Annotated in this window: 22 protein-coding genes and 1 pseudogene; 10 read left to right on the top strand and 13 right to left on the bottom strand. The window is 70.6% G+C overall.

The annotated features are described in order from the left end of the window. The first annotated feature begins 105 nt into the window (after positions 1-105). Positions 106-1,605, top strand: coding sequence for a M1 family metallopeptidase (locus EAO75_RS00620; RefSeq protein WP_187284245.1), 1,500 nt, complete (start codon positions 106-108; stop codon positions 1,603-1,605). A 104-nt stretch (positions 1,606-1,709) separates the two neighbouring features. Here the strand turns inward: EAO75_RS00620 and EAO75_RS00615 are convergent, their stop codons facing one another. Together EAO75_RS00615 and EAO75_RS00610 are read right to left on the bottom strand one after the other, a co-directional pair. Further along, entirely contained in the window at positions 1,710-2,612 is a 903-nt protein-coding gene (locus EAO75_RS00615) for a PfkB family carbohydrate kinase (protein WP_147993053.1), read from the bottom strand. 156 nt (positions 2,613-2,768) lie between these two features. Beyond that, positions 2,769-4,235 (bottom strand): amino acid permease, encoded by a 1,467-nt coding sequence (locus EAO75_RS00610; RefSeq protein WP_147993052.1) that lies wholly within the window; start codon positions 4,233-4,235, stop codon positions 2,769-2,771. Positions 4,236-4,491: 256 nt separating this feature from the next. Here EAO75_RS00610 and EAO75_RS00600 point away from each other — a divergent pair, with 256 nt between their 5' ends. Further along, positions 4,492-5,220 (top strand): MerR family transcriptional regulator, encoded by a 729-nt coding sequence (locus tag EAO75_RS00600; protein WP_147993050.1) that lies wholly within the window; start codon positions 4,492-4,494, stop codon positions 5,218-5,220. A 114-nt stretch (positions 5,221-5,334) separates the two neighbouring features. On the opposite strand, the gene EAO75_RS00595 is transcribed toward EAO75_RS00600, so the two are convergent. The 5 genes from EAO75_RS00595 to EAO75_RS00575 form a co-directional block, all read right to left on the bottom strand. Continuing rightward, positions 5,335-7,509 (bottom strand): 3-hydroxyacyl-CoA dehydrogenase NAD-binding domain-containing protein, encoded by a 2,175-nt coding sequence (locus EAO75_RS00595; RefSeq protein ID WP_147993049.1) that lies wholly within the window; start codon positions 7,507-7,509, stop codon positions 5,335-5,337. Between the two features lie 34 nt (positions 7,510-7,543). Further along, on the bottom strand, positions 7,544-8,758 hold the full coding sequence (locus tag EAO75_RS00590) for an acetyl-CoA C-acetyltransferase (protein ID WP_147993048.1): 1,215 nt from the start codon (positions 8,756-8,758) through the stop codon (positions 7,544-7,546). Positions 8,759-8,782: 24 nt separating this feature from the next. Further along, a complete protein-coding gene (locus EAO75_RS00585) occupies positions 8,783-9,925 on the bottom strand; it encodes an acyl-CoA dehydrogenase family protein (RefSeq protein ID WP_147993047.1) in 1,143 nt (380 codons plus the stop codon). Next, on the bottom strand, positions 9,922-11,061 hold the full coding sequence (locus EAO75_RS00580; protein ID WP_147993046.1) for a CaiB/BaiF CoA transferase family protein: 1,140 nt from the start codon (positions 11,059-11,061) through the stop codon (positions 9,922-9,924). The genes EAO75_RS00585 and EAO75_RS00580 overlap by 4 nt, the downstream gene beginning before the upstream one ends. A gap of 129 nt (positions 11,062-11,190) precedes the next feature. Further along, positions 11,191-11,571, bottom strand: a complete 381-nt coding sequence (locus EAO75_RS00575; RefSeq protein WP_147993045.1) for an MmcQ/YjbR family DNA-binding protein — start codon at positions 11,569-11,571, stop codon at positions 11,191-11,193. A gap of 91 nt (positions 11,572-11,662) precedes the next feature. Between EAO75_RS00575 and EAO75_RS00570 the strand changes: the two genes are divergently transcribed. Beyond that, positions 11,663-12,841, top strand: coding sequence for a saccharopine dehydrogenase family protein (locus EAO75_RS00570; RefSeq protein WP_147993044.1), 1,179 nt, complete (start codon positions 11,663-11,665; stop codon positions 12,839-12,841). A gap of 10 nt (positions 12,842-12,851) precedes the next feature. On the opposite strand, the gene mmpA is transcribed toward EAO75_RS00570, so the two are convergent. Next, on the bottom strand, positions 12,852-12,998 hold the full coding sequence (mmpA, locus tag EAO75_RS45520) for a morphogenic membrane protein MmpA (protein ID WP_187284244.1): 147 nt from the start codon (positions 12,996-12,998) through the stop codon (positions 12,852-12,854). A 546-nt stretch (positions 12,999-13,544) separates the two neighbouring features. Then, positions 13,545-14,228: pseudogene (locus EAO75_RS00565) on the bottom strand (endonuclease V); the annotation flags it as partial. Positions 14,229-14,269: 41 nt separating this feature from the next. Between EAO75_RS00565 and EAO75_RS00560 the strand changes: the two are divergent. Next, positions 14,270-14,566: a YciI family protein gene (locus EAO75_RS00560; RefSeq protein WP_147993043.1), complete on the top strand. Its 297-nt coding sequence runs from the start codon at positions 14,270-14,272 to the stop codon at positions 14,564-14,566. Between the two features lie 3 nt (positions 14,567-14,569). Here EAO75_RS00560 and EAO75_RS00555 read toward each other — a convergent pair whose 3' ends face one another. Beyond that, entirely contained in the window at positions 14,570-14,893 is a 324-nt protein-coding gene (locus EAO75_RS00555) for a plasmid stabilization protein (protein WP_147993042.1), read from the bottom strand. 62 nt (positions 14,894-14,955) lie between these two features. Next, the gene (locus EAO75_RS00550; RefSeq protein ID WP_147993041.1) at positions 14,956-16,011 is read right to left on the bottom strand and encodes a WD40/YVTN/BNR-like repeat-containing protein; all 1,056 of its coding nucleotides are present in this window, start codon (positions 16,009-16,011) and stop codon (positions 14,956-14,958) included. A gap of 271 nt (positions 16,012-16,282) precedes the next feature. Here EAO75_RS00550 and EAO75_RS00545 point away from each other — a divergent pair, with 271 nt between their 5' ends. The 5 genes from EAO75_RS00545 to EAO75_RS45515 all read left to right on the top strand — a co-directional run bounded on the left by EAO75_RS00545 (position 16,283) and on the right by EAO75_RS45515 (position 21,370). Further along, complete coding sequence (locus tag EAO75_RS00545; protein ID WP_147993040.1) at positions 16,283-16,699, top strand: SsgA family sporulation/cell division regulator; 417 nt, start codon at positions 16,283-16,285, stop codon at positions 16,697-16,699. A gap of 358 nt (positions 16,700-17,057) precedes the next feature. Continuing rightward, entirely contained in the window at positions 17,058-18,683 is a 1,626-nt protein-coding gene (locus EAO75_RS00540; RefSeq protein ID WP_147993039.1) for an ABC-F family ATP-binding cassette domain-containing protein, read from the top strand. A gap of 330 nt (positions 18,684-19,013) precedes the next feature. Beyond that, the gene (gene ddaH / locus EAO75_RS00535; protein ID WP_147993038.1) at positions 19,014-19,790 is read left to right on the top strand and encodes a dimethylargininase; all 777 of its coding nucleotides are present in this window, start codon (positions 19,014-19,016) and stop codon (positions 19,788-19,790) included. Positions 19,791-20,008: 218 nt separating this feature from the next. After that, positions 20,009-20,983 carry an acyl-ACP desaturase gene (locus tag EAO75_RS00530; RefSeq protein WP_147993037.1) on the top strand — a complete coding sequence of 325 codons (975 nt, stop codon included), beginning with the start codon at positions 20,009-20,011 and terminating at the stop codon, positions 20,981-20,983. 249 nt (positions 20,984-21,232) lie between these two features. After that, the gene (locus EAO75_RS45515) at positions 21,233-21,370 is read left to right on the top strand and encodes a hypothetical protein (RefSeq protein WP_187284243.1); all 138 of its coding nucleotides are present in this window, start codon (positions 21,233-21,235) and stop codon (positions 21,368-21,370) included. Here the strand turns inward: EAO75_RS45515 and EAO75_RS00525 are convergent. Continuing rightward, positions 21,351-21,605, bottom strand: coding sequence for a WhiB family transcriptional regulator (locus tag EAO75_RS00525; RefSeq protein WP_187284242.1), 255 nt, complete (start codon positions 21,603-21,605; stop codon positions 21,351-21,353). The genes EAO75_RS45515 and EAO75_RS00525 overlap by 20 nt on opposite strands. 268 nt (positions 21,606-21,873) lie before the next feature. Between EAO75_RS00525 and EAO75_RS00520 the strand changes: the two genes are divergently transcribed. Next, a complete protein-coding gene (locus EAO75_RS00520) occupies positions 21,874-22,665 on the top strand; it encodes a VOC family protein (protein ID WP_147993162.1) in 792 nt (263 codons plus the stop codon). 17 nt (positions 22,666-22,682) lie between these two features. On the opposite strand, the gene EAO75_RS00515 is transcribed toward EAO75_RS00520, so the two are convergent. Then, positions 22,683-23,720, bottom strand: a complete 1,038-nt coding sequence (locus EAO75_RS00515; RefSeq protein ID WP_147993035.1) for a LacI family DNA-binding transcriptional regulator — start codon at positions 23,718-23,720, stop codon at positions 22,683-22,685. Positions 23,721-24,132 lie beyond the last annotated feature (412 nt).

The raw sequence follows: 24,132 nt of genomic DNA, 5'->3' as shown, positions 1-24,132 counted from the left end.
TCGGCCGAATGGCGATCGTGTGACACGGGTGGTCATGGACACGCAGGGGGCACAGGTACTCAATAGGCTCCGAAAAGACTTCGGCCCCTAGGACTTGGAGCTTTCGTGCACCGCAGAATCATGGCGCCGGGCGCACTGGCAGTGGCCTCCCTGATGCTGGCGATCCCGGCGTCGGCGGCGAGCCACTCCCCCGGCGCTCCGGGCATCGGCGACCCCTACTACCCGGCCTACGGCAACGGCGGCTACGACGTCTCCCACTACGACCTCCGGCTGAAGTACCAGCCGGCCACGGACGTGCTGGAAGGTACGGCGACCCTGCTGGCGAAGACCACGCAGGACCTGTCCCGCTTCAACCTGGACTTCCTGCTGGACGTCAGCGAGGTGCGGGTGAACGGCGTGAAGGCGTCGTTCGCGACCTCGGGCGAGCACGAGTTGGAGATCACGCCGAAGAAGCCGCTGGACAAGGGCTCGGACGTCACCGTGGTCGTGCGCTATCGCGGGGTGCCGTCGACGAAGAAGGCGTACGGCTTCAGCGCGTGGCTGCGCACGGCGGACGGCGGGGTCGCCGCGGGTGAGCCCGAGGGGTCCTGGTGGTGGTATCCGAGCAATGACCACCCGCGCGACAAGGCGACGTTCGACGTGTCGGTGCAGGTGCCGGACGGCACGCAGTTCCTCTCCAACGGAACGCTCCAGTCGACGAGTTCGCGGGCCGGCTGGACCCGCTACAGCTGGCGTTCGAACAAGCCGCAGGCCACCTATCTGGCCACGTTCGCGGCGGGGAAGTTCGACGTCACCACGGGGACGTCCGAGAGTGGAATTCCGGTCATCAATGCTTACAGCAAGGACCTCGGCGACAAGGCGGGGGCCGCGCGGGCGAGCATCGAGCGGACCGGGGAGATCGCGGACTGGCTGAGCGAGTACTTCGGGCCGTATCCGTACGACGCGCTCGGCGGGTATGTGCCGAACACCAACACCAGGTACGCGCTGGAGACACAGACCCGGCCGTTCTACAGCCCGGCGAACTTCGCCAACGGGTCCAACACCTCCGTCGTCGTCCATGAGCTGGCCCATCAGTGGTGGGGCGACCTGGTGTCCGTCAAGGGCTGGAAGGACATCTGGATCAACGAGGGCTTCGCGCGGTACGCGCAGTGGCTGTGGTCGGAGCACGAGGGCGAGGGGACGGCGCAGGAGATCGCCGACTACGTGTACGCCTCGCGTGCGGCCGACGATCCGTTCTGGACGGTCGAGCCCGGTGACCCCGGGCCGGAGAACCAGTTCCACATCGCCGTGTACGACCGGGGTGCGCTGACCCTGCAGGCGCTGCGCAACGAGATCGGGGACGAGGCGTTCTTCGCCATCCTGAAGGGGTGGCCGCAGAAGCACGCCTACGGCAACGCCTCGGTGGCCGACTTCGTGCGGTACGCCGAGGAGGTGTCCGGGAAGCCGCTGGCGGCGGTGTTCGACACGTGGCTGTTCCAGGCGTCGAAGCCGGCGGCGGCCACGGCGCGGGCGGCGTCGATCGCCAAGGCCTCCCTGGCTCCGGTGCAGCCGAAGTCCTGGAAGAAGATCGCGGCGACGAATGGTGTGCACGAACACGAGCACTGATCGCGCCGCTGGATGTGCCACGTCATGTCGTCGGGCGGCTGCGGGTGCTTCGTGGTTTGTCGCGCCCACGCGGCGGAGCCGGATACCGACACAGGCCCGCGCCCCTAGGGCGTGGCGGTGCGCGTGAGTAGTTCGTCCAGGCCTATCGCGTCCGTCTCCGTCGACGGCACCGTGCACGCGTGGGCACCGGCGATCGTGCCGTACAGGGCGCTGCGTCGGGGTGTCTCCCGGTTCAGCCAGGCGTAGAGGAACGCGGCGGCGAAGGCGTCGCCCGCGCCGTTGGAGTCCACCACCGGCGCGGGCGGCGTCACGGCGGGCAGGCGGGTCAGCTCGTCGTCGGACAGTACGTACGCGCCCTTCGCGCCTGCCGTGGCCACGACCACCTCGGCCCGGCCCCGATCGGCGATCCGGCGCATCGTCCGCTCGGGGTCGGCCAGGGCGGTGGCGGACAGGAAGACGACGTCCGCCGCGTACGCGAACGGCTCGTGGTACGGGTTCTCGCCGTCCCAGTCGTGCAGGTCGGTGGAGAGCGTCGCACCCGACTCGCGCAGCACTGGCAGGGAATGGACGCAGGGCTGGGTGATGGTGACGTGGACGTGACGGCTCGCGCCGGCCAGGGCACGCACCGTGGGCTCCGAGAAGCGGTCGTCGGCGTGGGCGCGGCTGGTGTCGTACAGCGACAGTCGTCTGCCGTCGGGACCGACGAGGTTGACGGCACGCTTCGTCCCGGCGGGCTGCGGGATCGCCGTGAGCGCGATGTCCTTCTCCCGGTGCAGGGCGCGGACCAGGTCGCCCTCGGGGTCGTCGCCGAGCATGTCGAGGTGGTGGACCCGCAGGCCGAGAGCGCCCAGGCCCAGGGCGACGAAGTCACCGGTCTGCCCGGCGCGGGTACGGATCCCCGAATCGATCATGTAGCTGTCGGCGTACGGCAACGGCAGCTCCGGCACGTACACGATGGTGTCGACGCCCGCGCCGCCCAGCACGAGCACGTCGATGTCGCGGCTCAACTCCGGCCCTCCCCATGGTCGTGGACCGTGGACGAGAGGCCCCGAACGGTGCCTTCCTTGACGCCCTTCACCGACGCAGCGGTGGCGTCACCCCGGATGCAAGAGATCTCCGACATGACGCCACCGTAGAGGCCGCCACTGACAACGGCATAGGAACTACTTCGTGAGCTCGGCCAGCTCCTGGTCCTCCGTGCGGTTGACCCGGCGGCGGATCGCGTACCAGCCGGCGATCAGCATCAGGGCGATGACCGGGATGAGGAGGAGGGTCTTGCGGCCGACCTCGGGGTCGTTCCACATCATGGCGAGGCAGGCCAGCAGGAAGGCGACCGTGGCGATCTCCGTGACCGGGCTGCCGGGGAGGCGGAAGGAGGGGCGGTCCAGCAGGCCCGCCTTGGCTCGGCGGACGAAGACCAGATGGCAGACCATGATGATCACCCAGGTCGAGATGATGCCGAGCGAGGCCACGTTCAGCACGATCTCGAAGGCCTGGCTGGGCATGAGGTAGTTCAGGCCGACGCCGAGCACGCACACCGCGCACGTGAGCAGGATGCCGCCGTAGGGGACCTGGCTGCGGTTCATGCGGGCCGTGAACTTCGGGGCCGAGCCCGCCATGGCCATCGAGCGCAGGATGCGGCCCGTGGAGTAGAGGCCGGAGTTGAGGGAGGACATCGCCGCCGTCAGGACCACCAGGTTCATCACGTCGCCCGCCGCCGGGACGCCGATCTTCGACAGGACCGTGACGAAGGGGCTCTGGTCGGCCGAGTAGACCGAGCCGGGGAGGAGGAGGGCGAGGAGGACGACGGAGCCGACGTAGAAGAGGCCGACGCGCCACATGATCGAGTTCACCGCGCGCGGGACGACCTTCTCCGGCTCCGCGGTCTCACCCGCGGCGACGCCGACCAGCTCCAGGGCGGCATACGCGAAGATCACGCCCTGCATGACCAGAACGACGGGCATCAGGCCGTGCGGGAAGACACCGCCGTTGTCGCTGATCACGCTCAGGCCGGGCGTCGTACCGCCCACCTCGTGCTGAGTGGCCAGCAGGAAGATGCCGACGAACATGAAGGCCACCAGCGTGGCGACCTTGATGATCGCGAACCAGAACTCCATCTCGCCGAAGATCTTCACGGAGATCAGGTTCACCGCCAGCACGACCGCCAGCGCGATCAGGGCCAGCACCCACTGCGGGATGTCGGTGAACAGACTCCAGTAGTGCGTGTAGAGCGCGATCGCGGTGATGTCGGCGATGCCGGTCGTCGACCAGTTCAGGAAGTACATCCAGCCGGCGACGTAGGCGCCCTTCTCGCCGAGGAACTCGCGCGCGTACGACACGAACGAGCCCGACGAGGGGCGGTAGAGGACGAGCTCGCCGAGGGCACGGACGACGAAGAAGGCGAAGATTCCGCAGACCAGGTAGGCGATCGCCAGCGCCGGGCCCGCGTTGTGGAGGCGACCGCCGGCGCCGAGGAAGAGGCCGGTGCCGATGGCCCCGCCGATGGCGATCATGTTGACGTGGCGGGCCTTGAGGTCCTTGCTGTAGCCGGCGTCGCCCGCGTCCGCGGGCACCTGGGCCGCGTCGGTGCGGGATGCGGCCACTGCCGTGTTCACGGCGTCCTTGCTCACGGGTGGTACCACTCTCTGGTGCGCCCGAGCGGGTCGCGCTCGGGTGTCCGGACGAACGTATGGCCTGCGCCTTCCGTAAAAGGCACAGACCAAGGGGCCACCTTCCCCCACGGAGCGCGACTCATGCGGTGGCGTATGTCACAGAGCGTTACTTCTCACAAGGTCGTCACGTCGTCGTCACGTCGGTCGTCCCGCCGGTCGCAGCGTCCGTCGCAAGTGGTGTCACAGCAGTGGTGAGACAGCGATACTGCTGCACATGACGACCGGCACCGAGGAACCCACCCTCACGATCGACGAACTGGCCGCGCGGGCGGGTATGACGGTCCGCACGGTGCGGTTCTACGGCACCAAGGGGCTGCTGCCGCCTCCGGTGATCGGTCCGCGCCGGGTGGGGCACTACGGGCGCGAGCATCTGGCCCGGCTGGCGCTGATCGAGGAGCTTCAGCAGCAGGGCATGACGCTGGCGGCCATCGAGCGCTATCTGCAGCAGCTGCCGCCGGATCTGGACGCCCACGATCTCGCCCTGCACCGGTCCGTCGTGGCCTCCTGGGCGCCGGAGACCGTGGAGAGCGTGTCGCGGGCCGAGCTGGAGCGGCGGGCGGGGCGGGCGCTCGGCGACGACGACGTGGAGCGACTGACCGCGATGGGCGTCGTCGCGGCCGACGGCACGGAAGGCGACGGCGACTACCGCGTCGACCTCGGGCTGCTGCGGCTCGGTGTCGGGCTGCTGGACGTGCCGCTGTCGCAGGAGGCGATCCTCGCGGCGCGCAAGGTCCTCATCGAGCACTCGCGTGCCGTCGCGCACGAGCTGTCGCAGCTCTTCCGCGGGGAGGTGTCGCAGCGCGCCGCCCAGGACGTGAAGTCGTTGTCCGCCTATATGCAACCCGTGATCGTGCAGGCCCTGTTGACGACCTTTCAGCGATCCCTGCGCGAGGAGCMGCGGGAGTGGCTGGGCGGTGTGTCGGAGGAAGGCGGATCCGCCTGACACGTCGCCGCTCCTCGGCCCCGGACGATTCTTGAACGCCCTGGTCACAGCCGGGGATCCGCGCCCTCGCCGCGCGGGATGTCCAGCACGGCGAGGGCGGGGCGGGCCCCTGTGTCAGTCGCCGAAGGTCTCCCCCTTCTGGGCCTTCTCCACCAGCAGGGCGGGCGGCGCGAACCGCTCCCCGTACGTCTCGGCCAGCTCACGCGCGCGTGCCACGAACCCGGCGACCCCGCCGTCGTAGCCGTTGATGTACTGCAGGACACCGCCGGTCCAGCCGGGGAAGCCGATGCCGAGGATGGAGCCGATGTTGGCGTCGGCGACCGACGTCAGCACCCCCTCCTCCAGGAGCCGGACGGTGTCCAGGGCCTCGGAGAAGAGCATCCGTTCCTGCATGTCCCGGAAGGGAATCTCCGCGCCCTCACGGGTGAAGTGCTCGCGCAGGCCCGGCCACAGGGCCGCCCGCTTGCCGTTCTCGTCGTAGTCGTAGAAGCCGGCTCCCCCGCTGCGCCCGGGGCGGTCGAACTCGTCGACCATGCGGTCGATGACGGCCTCGGCGGGGTGCGGCGTCCAGGTGCCGCCCGCCTCCTCGACGGCCCGCTTGGACTCGCTCCGGATCTTGCGGGGCAGCGTGAGCGTCAACTCGTCCATCAGGGACAGGACCTTGGCCGGGTAGCCCGCCTGTGCCGCCGCCTGCTCGACCGACGCGGGCTCGATGCCCTCGCCGACCATCGCCACGCCCTCGTTGATGAAGTGGCCGATGACGCGGGAGGTGAAGAAGCCGCGGGAGTCGTTGACGACGATCGGCGTCTTGTTGATCTGCCGGACCAGGTCGAAGGCGCGGGCCAGCGCCTCCTCGCCGGTCCGCTCGCCCTTGATGATCTCGACGAGCGGCATCTTGTCGACGGGCGAGAAGAAGTGCAGTCCGATGAAGTCGGCCTGGCGCTCCACGCCTTCGGCGAGGACGGTGATCGGCAGCGTCGAGGTGTTGGAGCACAGCAGCGCGTCCGGCTCCACGATCCCCTGGATCTCCTGGAAGACCTTGTGCTTGAGCTCGGGGTTCTCGAAGACGGCCTCGATGACCACGTCGCAGCCCGCCACGTCCTGCGGGTCGCCGGTGGGCGTGATGCGGGCGAGCAGCGCGTCGGCCTTCTCCTGCGTCGTACGGCCCCGGGAGACCGCCTTGGCGCACAGCTTCTCCGAGTAGGCCTTGCCCTTGGCGGCGGCTTCGGACGACACGTCCTTCAGGACCACGTCGATGCCCGCGCGGGCGCACGAGTAGGCGATGCCCGCGCCCATCATCCCGGCGCCCAGGACGGCGACCTTGCGGACCTTGCGGGGCTCGATGCCCGCCGGGCGGTTGGCGCCGGAGTTGACGGCCTGGAGGTCGAAGAAGAACGCCTGGATCATGTTCTTGGAGGTCTGGCCCGCGGCCAGCTCCACGAAGTAGCGGGCCTCGATGACCTGAGCGGTCTCGAAGTCGACCTGGGAGCCCTCGACGGCGGCCGCGAGGATGTTGCGCGGGGCCGGGTAGGGGGCGCCGCCCGTCTGCTTGCGCAGGCTGGCCGGGAAGGCGGGCAGGTTCGCCGCGAACTTGGGGTTGGCGGGCGTACCGCCGGGGATGCGGTAGCCCGGCCTGTCCCAGGGCTGCTGCGACTCCGGGTGGGCCTCGATGAACGCGCGTGCCTTGGCGAGCAGTTCGTCCTGGGTGGCGGCCACGTCGTCGATCAGGCCGTGCTGCAGGGCGCGCTGCGGGTTGTACTGGGTGCCCTGGAGGAGGACCTTCAGCAGGGCGTCGGCGATGCCGAGGAGGCGGACGGTGCGGACGACGCCGCCTCCGCCGGGCAGCAGGCCGAGGGTGACCTCGGGGCAGCCGATCTTGGAGCCGGGCGCGTCGAGGGCGATGCGGTGGTGGCAGGCGAGCGCGATCTCGTAACCGCCACCCAGGGCGGCGCCGTTCATCGCGGCGACGACCGGCTTGCCCAGGGTCTCGATGCGGCGCAGCTGGCGCTTGATGGCCATGCCGCCCTCGAAGAGGTCCTGCGCGGTCTCGGGGGTGACCCGGATCAGGTCGCGCAGGTCGCCGCCCGCGAAGAAGGTCTTCTTGGCGGAGATGACGATGACACCGCGGATGGTGTCCTTCTCGGCCTCCAGGCGGTCGACGACCACGGCGAGCGAGTCGCGGAACGCCTGGTTCATGGTGTTCGCGGACTGGTTGGGGTCGTCGAGGACGAGGGTGACGACGCCTTCGCGGTCCTGTTCCCAGCGGATGGTGGTGGATTCAGTGCTCATGGGGAGGTGCTCCGTGTGATCCGTCGGGAGGGGGTCAGATGCGCTCGACGATGGTGGCGATGCCCATACCGCCGCCCACGCACAGCGTGGCGAGGCCGTACCGCTTGTCCTGGCGCTCCAGTTCGTCGACGAGCGAGCCGAGGATCATCGCGCCGGTCGCGCCGAGGGGGTGGCCGAGGGCGATGGCGCCGCCGTTGACGTTGACCTTGTCCAGGGACAGGCCCATGTCCCGTACGAAGCGCAGGACGACCGCCGCGAAGGCCTCGTTGATCTCGACGAGGTCGATGTCGTCGATGGTCAGGCCGGCCTTGGCGAGCGCCTTGCGGGTGGCGGGCGCGGGGCCGGTGAGCATGATGGTGGGCTCGGAGCCGGAGACGGCGGCGGAGATGATGCGGGCGCGCGGCGTGAGGCCGTAGCGCTCGCCGACCTCCTTGTTACCGATCGCGACGAGCGAGGCGCCGTCGACGATGCCGGAGGAGTTGCCCGCGTGGTGGACGTGGTCGATCTTCTCGACCCAGTGGTACTTCTGCAGCGCCACGGCGTCGAAGCCGCCCAGGTCGCCGATGTCGGCGAAGGACGCCTTCAGCTTGGCGAGGGAGTCGGCGGTGGTGCCCGGGCGCATGTGCTCGTCGTGGTCGAGGACGACGAGGCCGCTGCGGTCCTTGACCGGGACGACGGAGCGGTCGAAGCGGCCCTCCTTCCATGCCGTGGCCGCCCGCTCCTGCGAGAGCGCCGCGTACTCGTCGACGTCCCGGCGCGAGAAGCCCTCGATCGTGGCGATGAGGTCGGCGCCGATGCCCTGCGGCACGAAGTTGACGGAGAGGTTGGTCATCGGGTCGTTGAACCAGGCACCGCCGTCCGAGGCCATCGGCACCCGGGACATGGACTCGACGCCGCCCGCGAGGACGAGGTCCTCGAAGCCCGAACGGACCTTGGCGGCGGCCATGTTCACGGCCTCCAGACCCGACGCACAGAAGCGGTTCTCCTGGACGCCCGCGACCGTGTCCGGCAGCCCGGCGGCGATCGCGGCGATGCGGGCGATGTCGGAGCCCTGGTCGCCGACCGGGCCGACCACGCCGAGCACGATGTCGTCGATGGCGGCCGGGTCGAGGTCCGGGAAGCGGTCGCGGATCTCGTGGATGAGGCCGACGACCAGGTCGATGGGCTTGGTGCCGTGCAGGGCGCCGTTCGCCTTGCCGCGGCCGCGCGGGGTGCGGATCGCGTCGTACACGTACGCTTCGGTGCTCACTGGTAAGCCTTTCGAGGGTGAGGGTCAGCCCAGCAGGGAACGGCCGATGATCTCCTTCATGATCTCGGTCGTCCCGCCGTAGATGGTCTGGATACGGCCGTCGGTGAAGGCACGGGCGACCGGGTATTCGCTCATGTAGCCGTAGCCGCCGTGCAGTTGCAGGCAGCGGTCGGCGACCCGCTTCTGGAGTTCGGTCGCCCACCACTTGGCCATGGAGGCGTGGACGGCGTCGAGCTCTCCGTTCGAGTGATCCTCGATGCAGCGGTCGAGGAAGGTCCGGGTGACGGCGCACTCCGTGGCCATCTCGGCTATCTCGAACCGGATGTGCTGCTTGGTGGCGAGGGCCCGGCCGAAGGCCTCGCGTTCCTTGACGTACTCGGTGGTGATCTCCAGCAGGTGTTCGGCGGCGGCGATCGCGGAGACGGCGATGCTCAGGCGCTCCTGCGCGAGGTTCGTCATCAGATGGACGAACGCGCCGTTGAGCTCGCCGAGGAGGTTCTCCTTGGGCACGCGCACGTCGTGGAAGAACAGTTCGGCCGTGTCCTGCGCCTTCTGGCCGATCTTGTCGAGGTTGCGGCCGCGCTCGAAGCCGTCCATGCCGCGCTCGACGACGAGCAGCGACAGCCCGTGCGCGCCGCCCTCGGGGGTCGTCTTCGCGACCACGATCACCAGGTCGGCGAGGATGCCGTTGGAGATGAACGTCTTGGAGCCGTTCAGGACCCAGTGGTCGCCGCGGTCCTCGGCGTGGGTGCGGATGCCCTGGAGGTCGGAGCCGGCGCCGGGTTCGGTCATGGCGATGGCCGTGATCAGCGAGCCGTCGCAGAAGCCGGGCAGCCAGCGGCGCTTCTGCTCGTCGGTGGCGAGCGAGGTGAGGTACGGGCCGATGATGTCGTTGTGCAGGCCGAGGGCGAGTCCCGGGGCGCCCGCGCGCGTGAACTCCTCGGCGAGGACCGCGCTGTAGCGGAAGTCGTCGGTGCCGCCGCCTCCGTACTCCTCGGGCACGGCGAAGCCGAGCAGGCCCTGCTTGCCGGCCGCGCGCCAGGCGTCGCGGGAGACGATGCCGTCCTTCTCCCACTGCTCGTAGTGGGGCAGCACCTCCCGGTCCAGGAAGCTGCGCACGGTCGCGCGGAACGCGTCGTGCTCGGGGGCGAAGATCTGCCGCTTCATACGAGGCCCTTCGTCGCGGGGCCGTCCGTGTCGAGGCCCTTCAGGAGATCGGGTACGTCCCAGTCGCGTGCCACGCCCGCGGTGTCGGCGCCGGGCTGTGCCGGGCCGGTGCGTACGGCGGTGGGGGTCGCGGCGAACCGGGGCGCCGACACGTCGGTGAAGGTGCCGCGGGCGGCGAGGTGCGGGTGCTGCGGTGCCTCGCGCAGGGACAGGACGGGGGCCACACAGGCGTCGGAGCCCTCGAAAACGGCCGTCCACTCGTCCCTCGTACGGGACTTGAAGCGGGCCGCGACCACCTCTCGCAGCTCGCCCCAGCGCGAAATGTCCTTGCGGGCGGAGGCGAAGTCCTCGATGCCGAGGAGTCGCAGGAACTCGTCGTAGAACTGGGGTTCCAGGGCGCCGACCGCCATGTACCGGCCGTCTGCCGTCTCGTAGGTGCCGTAGTACGGGCAGCCGCCGTCCAGGAGGTTCGCGCCGCGCCGGTCCTGCCAGCCGCCCGCGGCGAGCATGCCGTGGATCATCGCGGAGAGGTGGGAGGTGCCGTCGACGATGGCGGCGTCGACGACCTGGCCGGTGCCGGTCGCGCGCGCGTGATGGAGGGCGGCGAGGATGCCGACGACGAGGTAGAGCGAGCCGCCCGCGTAGTCGCCGACCAGGTTGGCGGGGACGGCGGGCGGTTCGTCGGGGCCGCCGATCATGCCGAGGGTGCCGGTGACCGCGATGTAGGCGATGTCGTGCCCGGCGCGGTGGGCCAGCGGCCCCTCCTGGCCCCAGCCCGTCATGCGGCCGTAGACCAGCTTCGGGTTGCGGGCGTGGCAGGCCTCGGGGCCGACGCCGAGGCGCTCGGCGACGCCGGGGCGGTAGCCCTCGATGAGGATGTCGGCGCGGGCTGCGAGGTCGAGTACGCGCGCGGGGCCGTCGGGGGACTTCAGGTCGACGACCACCGAGCGCTTGTTGCGGTTGGTGATGTCGAACCGGGTGTTGATGGCCAGCCCCGTGCCGCCGGGCCGGTCCACGCGCACCACGTCGGCGCCCAGGTCGGCGAGGAGCATGGCGGCGAACGGGCCGGGCCCGATTCCGGCCAGCTCGACCACGCGCACGCCGGTGAGCGGGCCCTGTCCTGGCGTCGTCGCCATCCTGCCCCCAGGGGTGTGACACTACTGCTGTAACACCAGTGATGCTAAGAAGATGCACCGACAGACACAAGAGCAAGCGCTTAGGAAGTTACCCGCCGGAAGCCCGACCGCGAAGCCGCCCCGGCGCAATCAGCGCGCGTCGAGCTCCGCTATCAGCCGCTTCGGCGCGATCGTGCGGTAGCTCTCCTCGACCCAGTCGCACAGCAGCTCCGCCGTCGGGGCGTCCTTCTGCTCCAGCGGGATGCTGACCCAGCCGGCCTTCCCGAGGCCGTATCCGGCGGGCTCGGCGCCCGGACAGGTCAGGGCGTGGGCATGAGCCGACTCGTCCTTGAGCTTCACGGTGACGCCCATCGGATAGCTGCCGTCGTCGACGCCGAGGAAGACGAACACCTTCTTGTTGACCTTCGCGACCGTCTCGCCCCAGGGGAACTCCTCGACGGCGCCGGGCATCCCGAGGGCGAACTCGCGTACTTTTTCCCACTTCTTCAGGGCGGTTCTGGGTACGGCCACCGCATACCTCCGGGCTCGTCGTCGGGCTCCGCACACCTCACGCTAGCCTCGGCCACCGACAACGGCGCGTGGTGCGGGACCGAGGGGTGTCATGAGCAGGTTGAGCAGGACGGAGCGTCCGTACGACATCGTGCTCTTCGGAGCGACGGGGTTCGTCGGGGTACTCACCGCGGAGTATCTCGCCGAGAACGCGCCCGAGGGGCTGCGCTGGGCGATCGCCGGCCGCAGCAGGGAGAAGCTGGAGCGGCTGCGCGAGTCGCTGCCGGGCGGCGAGGGGATCGGGGTGCTGGAGGCGGACGTCGCCGATCCGGCCTCGATGCGCCGGCTCGCCGAGCACGCGCGCGTGGTGGCGTCCACGGTGGGTCCTTACGTGAAGTACGGCGAGGACCTGGTGGCGGCCTGCGCGGACACCGGCGCCGACTACCTCGACCTCTCCGGTGAGCCGGAGTTCGTGGACCTGACGTACGTCCGGCACGACGCACGCGCGCGTGAGACGGGCGCGCGGCTGGTGCACGCCTGCGGCTTCGACTCGATCCCGCACGACCTGGGCGCGTATTTCACCGTCCAGCAGCTGCCGGAGGACGTGCCGTTGTCGATCGACGGTTTCGTGACGGCCGACGCCACCTTCTCGGGCGGTACGTTCGCCTCGGCGCTCAACCAGTTCGCGCGCGGACCCCAGATGATCGCCGCCGCACGCGACCGGGCCCGCCACGAGCCGCGGCTGATGGGGCGCCGGGCGCAGGCGCCCACGGGGGTGCCCCGGTTCGCGGGGGAGGTCGGAGCGTGGGCGCTGCCCTTGCCGACGATCGACCCGCAGATCGTGAAGCGGTCCGCGAGGGCCCTCGACCGCTACGGCCCCGACTTCCGCTACCGCCACTACGCCGCCGTACGGCACCTTCCCGTCGCGCTCGGCGGCGTCGCGGCGATGAGCGGGCTCTTCACGGCCGCCCAACTGCCGCCCGCCCGGCGCTGGTTGTCCGACCGGCTCAAGCCGGGCGAGGGTCCCGGCCCCGAGAAGCGCGCGAAGAGCTGGTTCTCGGTCCGCTTCGTGGGCGAGGGCGGCGGCCGCCGGGTCTTCACGGAGGTGGCCGGAGGTGACCCCGGCTACGGCGAGACGGCGAAGATGTTCGCCGAGTCGGCCCTCTCCCTGGCCTTCGACGAACTGCCGCCGACAGCCGGCCAGGTCACCACGGCGGTCGCGATGGGAGACGCCCTGATCGAGCGCCTGCGCACGGCGGGCATCACCTTCCGGGTGGCCGCCACCCGCTGAACCGCCTGCCCTACAGCGGCCACCCCGCGATGGTGTAGATCATCCCGACGATCCACCCCAGCCCGGCCAAGGTGGCCAGAACCAGCGCAACCGTCACGGCACGCTCGACGGGACGGTTGGGGTCGGCGAGGGGCTTCGGGGAGCGGTGCGTCGTCATGGGGTTCAGCCTGCCGAGCCCGGTGATGTGCCCACATCCGTACGGGTACTCAGTCGAGCTACTCAGGCCGCCCCTTCAGGACGTGCCGTCGGCTTCGGCCGGCGGCCACTCCCCGAGCGCCTCGGCGATCCGGGTCCGTACGACGGGATCGTGCGCCGCAGTGGCGAGGCGCACGGCGAGGGGGCCGATTCGCCAGCCCACGTGGTGGTCGAAGAACGGTGGCGGACCGGCCGCGTTGTGCGCCAGTTTGCCGACCAGTTCGGCGAGCTGGAACACCGCGTCCTGCTCCTCCGTGAGCCGGTCCTGGTCCGTGGCGGAACGCGCGCGGACCTGATCGAACACCTCGCGGCCCCGGCTCCATCGCTCGCGGTGGGCCGCCAGCTCGAGCGCGGCGTCGATCTCCGGCGCTCGCTCGGTGCCCACCACCGCCGCAGCGAGCACTCGGCCCGCCCAGGCCACCGCATTCGATTGCCGCTCGAACAGGGACCGCCCCCACGTCCTGGTGGGATCCGCCGCAGCTCGAGTGGCCGGCTCCGGCCTGGGTCGGGTCGCCTCCTTCAACGCCTTCCGGCACAAGGAGTCCGCCCTGCGCGTGGTCTCCGGCAAGCGGTACTGCGGGGTCAGGGCGAGGGTGTGGGCGCATGCGTTGGCCAGGCTCACCCGGTGGCCTGCCGAGACGAAGACCGGCTTGATCGTGTCGCGGGTGCGTAGGGCCCGGCCGACTTCCTCGTCGGCTGCCAGGAGGGGCGTGGCGGAGCCGCGTGGTGCGGCGGGGGCATCGTAGGTGAAGGTGAACGGGTTCTTGGCGACGCCGATCGTGGGCAGGTCGGTGAGGACGCCGAGGTGGCTGGCGAGGCCGAAGCGGCGGGGATGGGCGCGCCCGTAGCCGTCGCACACGACCAGGCCGGGTGCGCAGGGCAGGGCGTCGAGGGCGGCCAGCACCGTGGGGATCTCGCGGAAGGCGAGGAGGCCGGGGACGTACGGGAAGGAGATCCGGCCTACGGCTGTGGCCTCGGCCACGACCTCCAGGGTCGCCGCGTCGAGGACGACCGCCGCGGCCGCGACCACGTCCCGCTCGTCGTCGTAGGCCACGTCCACGCCGGTCACGTGCCCGGACCCGGGCGGTGGCCCCGGCTCGTCGAGCACCACTCGCTCCCGCAGCTCGTCCTGGACGGCGCGGGCCTCCTCCTCGGTCGCGGGCCAGCCCGCGGGAATGCGTACGGTCGTCATGGTGGGCACGAGCGTACGGGCCCGGGGGTAGGGTCGCGATCATGTTCGTACTGGAGCTGACCTACACCGCACCGATCGAGGACGTCGACACCGTGCTGGAGGCCCATGTGGCGTGGCTCGACGAGCAGTACGAGAAGGGGATCTTCCTCGCGTCCGGGCGCAAGAACCCCCGCGACGGCGGCGTGATCCTGGCTGTCGCCGAGGACCGGGCGCGGATCGAGGGGATCGCCGCGACCGATCCGTTCGTCGGCGCCGGGGTCTGCGCCTACCGCATCACCGAGTTCGTCGCCACGAAGACAGCGCCGGAACTGGAGCGGTACCGCGAGGCGCCCCGGTGAGCCTCACTTCCCCAGCGCTCGCTTGAGCCGGCCCTTGTCCATGTCCGAACGCCCGTGGATGTTGCGCCGCTTGGCCTCCGCGTACAGCTGGTCGTAGGTGGGCCCCTGGGAGCCCTTGCCCGACCGCAGCCCGCCTCGCCTGCCGGAGGACATGTCCTCGGTGGACGTGCGGCCGGCGGTCTTCGACTCGCCGGACCGGGCGCGTTCCTTGTTCACCGTCCGCGCCGCGATCTCCTCGGCGCGCGAGGCGCTCTCGCCCCGGTCCCGGGCGCTCTTCCTGATGTGCTCGTACTGGCGTTCCCGCTTCGGGCTCGAACCGGCCGGCATGTGCGTCACTCCTCTCGCGGACTGCTCACGCGGTCGGCGTCCGAGTACCCGCATGCCGCCGGTCACCTCTCCAGCCGCGCGACCCGCCCCTTCTCCCCCGCGGCCCAGCAGCTCAGGTCGGGCGTGCAGTCCACCGTGTCGTAGGAACCGCTGTCGACCGTCCGCCAGGTGCGCCCGGCGTCGGTCGTCAGGTCCGTGCCCGTGGGGCCGACCGCGAGGGCGGCGGTGCGGCTGTGCGGGAGCCAGGCGACGCCGGAGCGGTAGGCGGGCGGCGGCGTGGCGGCGGACGTCCAGCCGCGCCCGGCGTCGGTCGTGCGTGCCGCCGCCTGCGGGGAGGCCTGCTCGGGGCGATAGTCGCCGCCGACCGCGAGCCCGTGGGTACGGTCGCGGAAGGCGAGCGCGAAGACACCCCGGGCCGGGTCGCCGGCCGGGATCGGCGTGTCGGTGGCCGTCCAGGTCAGCCCCCGGTCGGCGGAGTGCAGGACACGCGCGTGTGCCGCCCCGCCGGTGGCCAGCCAGACGTCCTTCGGTCCGGAGCCGACCAGGCACTGCCCGCTCGCCGCGAACCCGGCCTCGCCCTCCAGCGCGGCGGGCATCCCGGCGCTGGGCAGCACTTTCCAGGAGCGGCCGCCGTCGCTCGTCGACAGGATGCGGAACCTGCCGTCGACCGGGTCGCTCATCGCCAGGCCGTGCCGGCGGTCGAGGAAGGTGAGGCAGTCGTAGAAGGCCCGCGCGTCGGTGTTGCGGAAGGACTCGGTCCAGGTCGCGCCGCCGTCGTCCGTGCGGTACAGCCGCGACGCCTCGCCCTCCCCGATGGCCAGCACCACGGCACGCCGCGCGTCGAACGCCTCGATGTCCCGGAACTGCAGCTCGGCCGCGCCCGGCGGCGAGACGTTGCGCCAGGTGGCGCCGCCGTCGGTGGTACGCAGTACGGTGCCCGCGGTCCCGGCCAGCCATGCCGTGCTGCGGCTGACCGCGGACAGGCCCCGGAAGCGCACCTCGGGCGTCCCGCTGTTCTTGAGTTCCCAGTGCGGCGCGTGTCCCTGCGGCTCGTGCGCCTGCGCGGGTACGGCCGTCAGCGCGGCCAGCGCCGCCCCGCACGCCATCCCGGCGGCCATTGTCCGAAACGTACGCCCCACCCGTCGCGTGCTCCCCGAACGTCTCATGGCGGGCGAAGCTAGTGCACCGCACCGGCTCCGTCCAGATGTCCGCACCTGCCACAGCAGACCATCCGGTCACAGGAGGACGAACGCCCCACTCCCGTGCATGAAGGCGGTGACAGAGGTCACTCGCCCTCGGGGTGCACGGATTGGCCGATTCCATCGTCTCTACGAGTGCCCGGTCTCGTCCACCCGGATGTTCGTCCAGCCATCACAAGGGAGCAAGGCGTTGTCCACTGTCATCGAGCAGCCCGTCGAGGCCCGTCTTGTCGCCGCCGCGCCGCGGATGCAGAGCATTCCCGCGACCCTTCACTACGACCGGAGCGACCCGTTCGCCGTCTGTATGACCTTCCCTGCCCCGGCCACCCTGGAGGGTGTCGAGGTCTGCTGGACCTTCAGCCGGGAGCTGCTCCTGGCCGGGCTCGAGGGCCCCGAGGGCGACGGCGACGTCCGGGTGCGGCCGTACGGCTTCGACCGGACCGTCCTGGAGTTCCACGCCCCCGAGGGCACCGCGGTCGTGCACATCCGCACGGGCGAGCTGCGCCGTTTCCTCCAGGCCACGAGCGACCTGGTGCCCCTCGGCCTGGAGCACCTGCAGCTCGACCTGGACCGCGACCTGGCGGAACTGATGCGGGACGCCTGCTGAGGCCTCCCGCCGGGCGCCCTTGACGGGGCGGGCCGCCGGGCCTCCTCGGCCGGGCGAGCCGTAGGGCCCTCTCGCTGCGGTTCCCGCATCGGCCCTTAATTGCGTTGACACCGTCGCAGCCCCAACCTACGGTGTATAGCGGTCCTGTTGCCGTCGATTGGAGAAGGACGTTGCTCGTCTGAGGTCTGAGACACCGCGTCACACCTGAGGTGTGTGCGCAGCGTGCGACCTCGGCGTTCGAGCCGTCCTCACGGAACAGGGCTTTTCTCATGCCCCGGGCTTCCCGCCGCCCGATGGTCGCCGGTGTCTCGATACGCGTTTGCCCCTGATCGTTTCGAGCAACCGCGGAGGCGCCCCCATGCCTACATCCATCAGCATTACTTCCCTGTCCTTCACCTGGCCCGGCGCCGGCGCCGTCTTCGAGGGCCTGGACGTCGCGTTCGGTCCCGGCAGGACCGGGCTCGTCGGCATCAACGGGTCCGGAAAATCAACCCTGTTGAAGCTCATCGCCGGTGACCTCGCTCCGGCCGACGGCGCCGTGCGCGTCGCGGGCGAGATCGGCTACCTCCCGCAGAACGTCACACTCGACACCCGTCTCAAGGTCGACGAGGCCCTGGGTATCGCCGCCAAGCGGGCCGCGCTGCACGCCATCGAGGAGGGCGACGTGGCCGAGGAGCACTTCGAGACCGTCGGCGACGACTGGGACGTGGAGGAGCGCGCCCTCGCCACACTGGGCGAACTCGGGCTCGGTCACGTCGAGTTGGACCGCACGATCGGCGAGGTGTCCGGCGGCGAGTCGGTGCTGCTGCGCCTGGCCGCGCTGCTGCTGCGCCGCCCGGACGTCCTGCTGCTGGACGAGCCCACCAACAACCTCGACCTGTACGCACGCAGGCGGCTGTACGCGGCCGTCGAATCCTGGCCGGGGGTGATGGTAGTGGTCAGCCACGACCGCGAACTCCTCGACCTCGTCGACCAGATCGCCGATCTGCGCTCCGGCGAGATCAGCTGGTACGGCGGCAACTACTCGGCGTACGAGGAGGCGCTCGCCACGGAACAGGAGGCCGCCGAGCGCATGGTGCGGGTCGCCGAGGCCGACCTCAAGAAGCAGAAGCGCGAACTGGTCGATGCCCAGGTCAAGTTGGCCCGCCGCAAGCGGTACGGGCAGAAGATGTGGGACCAAAAGCGCGAGCCGAAGATCGTCATGGGTGCGCGCAAGCGGGCGGCGCAGGAGTCCGCGGGCAAGCACCGGATCATGCACGAGGAGAAGCTCGCCGAGGCCAAGGAGCGGCTCGACGATGCGGTGGTGGCCGTACGGGACGACGACGAGATCCGCGTCGACCTGCCGTACACGGCCGTACCGCCGGGCCGCGGCGTGCTCACGCTGCGCGAGCTGGAGCTGGCGTACGGCGCACGCGTGGCCACAGGCTTCGATCTGCACGGTCCGGAGCGGATCGCGCTGATCGGGCGCAACGGCTCGGGCAAGACGACGCTGCTGCGCACGATCGCCGGTGAGCTGGAGCCGGTGGCGGGCGAGGCGACGGCGCATGTCCCGCTGCGCTTCTTGCCACAACGGCTGGACGTCCTCGACGACGAGCTGTCGGTCGCCGAGAACGTGGCCCGGTTCGCGCCGGGCGCCACCAACAACCGGATCCGGGCGCGGCTGGCACGCTTCCTGTTCCGGGGCGCCCGCGCCGACCAGAAGGCGGCGACGCTGTCCGGCGGCGAGCGCTTCCGTGCGGCGCTGGCCGCACTGATGCTGGCCGAGCCCGCGCCGCAGCTGCTGATGCTGGACGAGCCGACGAACAACCTGGACATGGCGAGCGTGCAGCAGCTCACCTCGGCCCTGGAGTCGTACGAGGGGGCGCTGATCGTGGCCAGCCACGACCTGCCGTTCCTGGAGTCGATCGGCATCACGCGCTGGCTGATGGTGGAGGACGGAGAACTGAAGGAGATCACGCCAGAAACTGTCGGAAATCCCGCCTAGCTTCGCACCGGAGCCAGGGAGAACAACCTCAAGGACGTCCCCCTCCGCCTCCCGAAAGGCCGGCTGACCGTGTACACCGGCGTTTCGGGATCGGGGGAGAGCCGGACGTCGACCTGGGGCCGGACCGCGGCCGGGAGGTGGTCGCGGGGTCTTCGAGGGAACGCCACGGAAGCTCCCCGAAGTCCGCGGCTCCTTCACCGCGGCGCATCTCAGGAGTGCTACAGCCTGACCGCGGGGGTGTTGTCCGGACGGACCGGCCCTGCATGATGGCGGATCGGTGCCCCATGCATGATGGGCACCGAATCCAGCCATCGACCCGGAGATCCCGTCGTGCCCAGCAAGAAGGCCCTCATCCGCCGCCCGAGCCCGCGCCTCGCCGAAGGGCTGCTCACGCACATCGAGCGGGAGAAGGTCGRCCTCGATCTCGCGGTCGAGCAGTGGGAGACGTACACGGAGGCCCTGCGCACGCACGGCTGGGAGACCATCGAGGTGGACCCGGCCGACGACTGCCCCGACTCGGTGTTCGTCGAGGACACCGTCGTCATGTACCGCAACGTCGCGCTGATCACCCGGCCCGGCGCCGAGTCCCGGCGGGACGAGACCGAGGGCGTCGAGGAGGCCGTCGCCTCGCTCGGCTGCTCGGTGAACTGGATCTGGGAGCCGGGCACGCTGGACGGCGGCGACGTCCTGAAGGTCGGCGACACGATCTACGTCGGCCGCGGCGGGCGGACCAACGCGGCCGGCGTCCAGCAGCTGCGCGCCGCGTTCGAGCCCCTGGGCGCGCGGGTCGTCGCCGTTCCGGTGAGCAAGGTGCTGCACCTGAAGTCGGCGATCACCGCGCTGCCCGACGGAACGATCCTGGGCCGTATCCCCCAGCTGGACGCCCCGTCGCTGTTCCCACGCTTCCTGCCGGTGCCGGAGGAGTCCGGGGCGCATGTGGTGCTGCTGGGCGGCGACAAGCTGCTCATGGCCGCGAGCGCACCAAAGACGGCGGAACTGCTCGCCGACCTCGGCCACGAGCCCGTACTGGTCGACATCAGCGAGTTCGAGAAGCTCGAAGGATGTGTGACATGTCTCTCGGTGAGGATGCGTGATCTGTACGCCTGACCGGCTGAACGGATCCCCTTTTCAGCCCCGGGACCTGCGCCTCCTGAGGCATTTCGCAAACCCGCGAACTCCCGGCCGAACGGCAGCTGATCAGCGGTCTTTACACCCCTCTTAACCTACGGCTTCGTAACCTACGGGTTCGTAGCCTACGATCCCGTAGGTTCCGGCATCCGCTCGCCGGTCACCGTTCCTGTCTTGTGCGTCCCCCTGGAGTTCCCGTGACGATCACTTCCCCTCATCTCGGCAGCCCTTCCGTCTGGACCGACGCCAAGCTGCTGTACGCGTTGGAGGAAGTCGTCGAGACGGAACTCAACCGGCATCTGAAGGTCACCAAGGACTGGATGCCGCACGAGTACGTGCCGTGGAGCGACGGCCGCAACTTCCCCGGCTTCTTCGAGGACGGCGAGGCCTGGGAGAAGGGGCAGTCCAAGGTCACCGAGCTCGGCCGGATCGCCCTGGTCGTGAACCTGCTCACCGAGGACAACCTCCCCAGCTACCACCACGAGATCGCCTCGCTCTTCGGCCGGGACGGCGCCTGGGGCACCTGGGTGCATCGCTGGACCGCCGAGGAGGGCCGCCACGGCATCGTGATGCGTGACTACCTGCTCGCCTCGCGCGCGGTGGACCCGGACAAGCTGGAGCAGTTCCGGATGGCCCACATGAGCGAGGGCTTCGAGTCGGACAACCGCCACTCGATGCTGCACTCGGTGGCCTACGTCTCCTTCCAGGAGCTGGCGACCCGTGTCTCGCACCGCAACACCGGCCACCAGTCGGGCGACCCGGTCTGCGACCGCATGCTGGCGCGCATCGCGACCGACGAGAACCTGCACATGGTCTTCTACCGCAACCTGCTGAAGGCCGCCTTCGAGCTCGCGCCCGACCTGACGATGATGGCGGTGCGCGACGTGATCGTGAACTTCCGCATGCCCGGCCACGGCATGCCCGGCTTCGAGCGGGCCGCCGCGCAGATGGCGATCGGCGAGGTCTACAACATGCGCATCCACCACGACGACGTGATCCAGCCCGTCCTGCGCTTCCTGAAGGTCCTGGAGATGGACGGCCTCGGCCCCGAGGGGCTGAAGGCGCAGGAGGAGCTGGGGCTGTACATGAACGGCCTGGACGCGGAGGCCCTGAAGTTCGACGAGAAGCTGGCCGCGCGCAAGGCCCGCATGGCGGCTCGAGCGGGCGCCTGACCGCCGGCCCCCAAGGTCTTCGACGGCCGGTCCGCCAGTGCGCGGGCCGGCCGTCGCTTTTTCCGACGGCCTGAACGCACGCGGGACCGCGCCGGGCGGTGGCCCGTGGGCTGCCCTACGGGGACGGCTGTACCGACCCCGTGCCCGTGGACCGGGCCCTCGGGGAGCAGGGGCCCGAGGTGCCCGACAGCTACGTCCGGCACGGCCTCGTGGGCGCCCTGCGCGGAGCCTCCTCGATGGGCGCTCTCCGTGCGCCAGGACTGCCCGCCCTCGGTGGGCGCCGGGTTCGGCTCGCACGCCGAGTTCGCGCATCGCGTGCGTGCGGCGGGCATCATCGACGGCCCGGCGCGGTACGCGACCCGCCGGTTCAGCGTGACGTACGCCTGAGTTCCAGGCGCTCCTTCTCCGAGAGGCCACCCCAGACGCCGAATCGTTCGTCGTTGTCCAGGGCGTAGTCCAGGCAGGCGGAGCGGATCGGGCACATGCCGCAGATCCGCTTCGCCTCGCGCACGGAACTGCCCGGCTCGGGGAAGAAGAAGTCCGCCCCTGTCTGTGCGCACAACGCCTCCTCCTGCCAGGCCAGGTCGGGCGAGGTGATCATCGTGATCGTGTCGATGTGCATGCGCAGGATCGTGCCGGGCGGCGAAAAACGTTCGATCAACGCGGGATCAACGCGCGCCGCAGGGCCTCCGGCCGACTCGATGGTCCCCCTCGCCGCGCCGCGGCGCACGGCGGCGCGCGGAACCGGACGAAATCAAGGAGAAGCCGGCCCGTCACTGACGGTGACCATGAGAGCGCCCCAGCAGACGGCGGCATTCCGGCAGCGATTGTCAGTGGGCGGTGCAAGACTCGGCAGTGCAGACAGCGGGACCCTTCCGAGGAGGGCGATGATGCTCACCACCCGTTTCGTCACCGGCGCGCCGAACTGGATCGACGTCGGCACACCCGACATCGAGGGCGCCGGTTCCTTCTACGGCGGCCTGTTCGGCTGGCGGTTCCAGCCGGGCGGACCCGAGACCGGCGGTTACGGCCTCTTCCAGCTCGACGGGAAGACGGTGGCCGGCGGTATGCAGACCACCGAGGAGCAGGGCCCGCCCTCCTGGACGGTGTACTTCCAGGCCCCGGACGCGGACGCCACCGCGAAGTCGGCCGAGCAGGCGCACGGCTCGGTGCTGGTGCAACCGATGGACGTGATGGACCTGGGCCGCATGGCCATCCTCGCCGACAAGGCGGGCGCGTCCTTCGGCCTGTGGCAGCCCGGCACCAACAAGGGCCTCGACATGGTCCAGGAGTCCGGCTCGCTGTGCTGGTTGGAGCTGTACACGACGGACGTGCCGGCCGCGGCGGGGTTCTACAACGCGACGCTCGGCATGGAGACCTTCGCCCTCGACTTCTACGGCGGCACGTACACGACGTTCAGCCCCGGAGGTCAGGGGGAGGACGCCATGTTCGGCGGTGTCGTCGACAAGGCCGACGACCCGGCCGAGGCGCAGGGCTCCGCGTACTGGCTGCCGTACTTCGAGGTCACCGACACGGACGCCACGGTCGCCAAGGCCGAGGAGCTGGGCGGCGCGGTCCGCATGCCCGCCACGGACCTGCCGGACGTCGGCCGCATCGCCAAGCTCACCGACCCGTACGGCGCCCGCTTCGCCGTGATCAAGAGCGCACCCGTACAGAGCTGACGGGACGCGAACCGGGCCTAGGCGGACGCCCGCCGTATCAGCGTGGTCGGCAGCACCACGCTGGACGGCGCGGCGCCGATGCCCTGGTCGGCGGCGTTCCGTTCGAGTCCGCGCAGCAGCAGCCGGGCCATCAGCCGGCCCATCTCCTCGATGTCCTGACGGATCGTCGTGAGTGGCGGTTCGGTCTGCTCCGTCACCGGCAGCATGTCGTCGAAGCCGACCACGGCGACATCGTCCGGCACCCGCCGCCCGGCCTCGCGCAGCACCCGCAGCGCCCCGGCCGCGCTGAGGTCGTTGGCGGCGAACACCGCATCCAGGTCCGGGCAGCGGTCGAGAAGCTCCCGCATCGCCCGCTCCCCGCCGGCCGGCGTGAAGTCGCCCTCGACGATCAGCCGGGGATCGGCGTCGACCATGACATCCCGGTATCCGTCGAGCCGGTCCACCGCCGAGGTCTGGTCGAGGGCGCCGGCGATGTGCGCGATGCGGGTGCGGCCGAGTCCGGCGAGGTGCCGTACGGCGTCGCGGGCACCGCCGCGGTTGTCCACGTCGACGTAGACCACACCGCGGCGGTCGCCGCTCCAGCCGGGGCGTCCGCCGAACACGGTCGGCACTCCGGCGCGCTGGATCAGCTCGGGCAGCGGGTCGTCGAGGTGCAGCGAGAAGACGAGCGCCCCGTCGACATGCCCGCCGGCGAGGTAGCGGCCGACGCGCGCATGGTCGTCCCGGCCCTCCGTGAGCAGCAGCACGAGCTGGTTGTCGTGGGCGGTCAACTCCTTGCTGATGCCGCGGAGTTGCAGCGCGAAGAAGGGGTCGGCGAAGACGCGGGTCTCGGGTTCGGCGACGACGACGGCCACGGCGTCGTGCCGTCGGGTCACCAGGCTGCGGGCGGCCTGGTTCGGTACGTATCCGAGTTCCTCCACGGCCTTGCGAACCCGCTCGACGAGCGGTTCCCGGACCCCGTCCCCGCCGTTGACCACCCGTGACACGGTGGCCCGCGAGACCCCGGCCCGCGCGGCGACGGCCTCAAGGGTGGGGCGCGGGGCGGTCTCGGTCACTGCGCGGCTCCTCGTCGACGGTTGCGGATCAGGATAGCCCCGCGGCGAGCGGCACGTGAGAGCGCTCTCGCGTCGGTGGACGTCCCTTGCGTGCGGCGCCCGGTTGCCGTGAAGAACGGTGGACCCGTCCGGACGGCGGCACGCTGGGTCGCTGCCGCCCGGTGTCGCGCGCGACCCTCGGCTCAATGTGCAGAAGGAACCCGGCCTGGAATGGACCCTGCCCGACATCTCCTGAGCGAACGGAACCCCCGAGCGACCGCCGACCAGCGACCCAGCGTGCCGCCGTCCGGACGGGTCCACCGTTCTTCACGGCAACCGGGCGCCGCACGCAAGGGACGTCCACCGACGCGAGAGCGCTCTCACGTGCCGCTCGCCGCGGGGCTATCCTGATCCGCAACCGTCGACGAGGAGC

It is taken from the genome of Streptomyces sp. UW30 (assembly GCF_008042075.1).
Taxonomy (GTDB): domain Bacteria; phylum Actinomycetota; class Actinomycetes; order Streptomycetales; family Streptomycetaceae; genus Streptomyces.
The sequence above is the reverse complement of the archived record's forward strand: the minus strand, read 5'-3'. Positions and strand labels throughout refer to the sequence as shown.

What these genes read in the sequence shown, in the direction of transcription:
- EAO75_RS00520 (WP_147993162.1), top strand. Translation starts at nt 21,874, where the DNA reads ATGCTCACCACCCGTTTCGTCACCGGCGCGCCGAACTGGATCGACGTC.
- EAO75_RS00550 (WP_147993041.1), bottom strand. Translation starts at nt 16,011, where the DNA reads ATGGCCGCCGGGATGGCGTGCGGGGCGGCGCTGGCCGCGCTGACGGCC.
- EAO75_RS00570 (WP_147993044.1), top strand. Translation starts at nt 11,663, where the DNA reads ATGAGCAGGTTGAGCAGGACGGAGCGTCCGTACGACATCGTGCTCTTC.
- EAO75_RS00595 (WP_147993049.1), bottom strand. Translation starts at nt 7,509, where the DNA reads ATGAGCACTGAATCCACCACCATCCGCTGGGAACAGGACCGCGAAGGC.
- EAO75_RS00555 (WP_147993042.1), bottom strand. Translation starts at nt 14,893, where the DNA reads ATGCCGGCCGGTTCGAGCCCGAAGCGGGAACGCCAGTACGAGCACATC.
- EAO75_RS00585 (WP_147993047.1), bottom strand. Translation starts at nt 9,925, where the DNA reads ATGAAGCGGCAGATCTTCGCCCCCGAGCACGACGCGTTCCGCGCGACC.
- mmpA (WP_187284244.1), bottom strand. Translation starts at nt 12,998, where the DNA reads ATGACGACGCACCGCTCCCCGAAGCCCCTCGCCGACCCCAACCGTCCC.
- EAO75_RS00580 (WP_147993046.1), bottom strand. Translation starts at nt 11,061, where the DNA reads ATGGCGACGACGCCAGGACAGGGCCCGCTCACCGGCGTGCGCGTGGTC.
- EAO75_RS00560 (WP_147993043.1), top strand. Translation starts at nt 14,270, where the DNA reads ATGTTCGTACTGGAGCTGACCTACACCGCACCGATCGAGGACGTCGAC.
- EAO75_RS00525 (WP_187284242.1), bottom strand. Translation starts at nt 21,605, where the DNA reads ATGCACATCGACACGATCACGATGATCACCTCGCCCGACCTGGCCTGG.
- EAO75_RS00540 (WP_147993039.1), top strand. Translation starts at nt 17,058, where the DNA reads ATGCCTACATCCATCAGCATTACTTCCCTGTCCTTCACCTGGCCCGGC.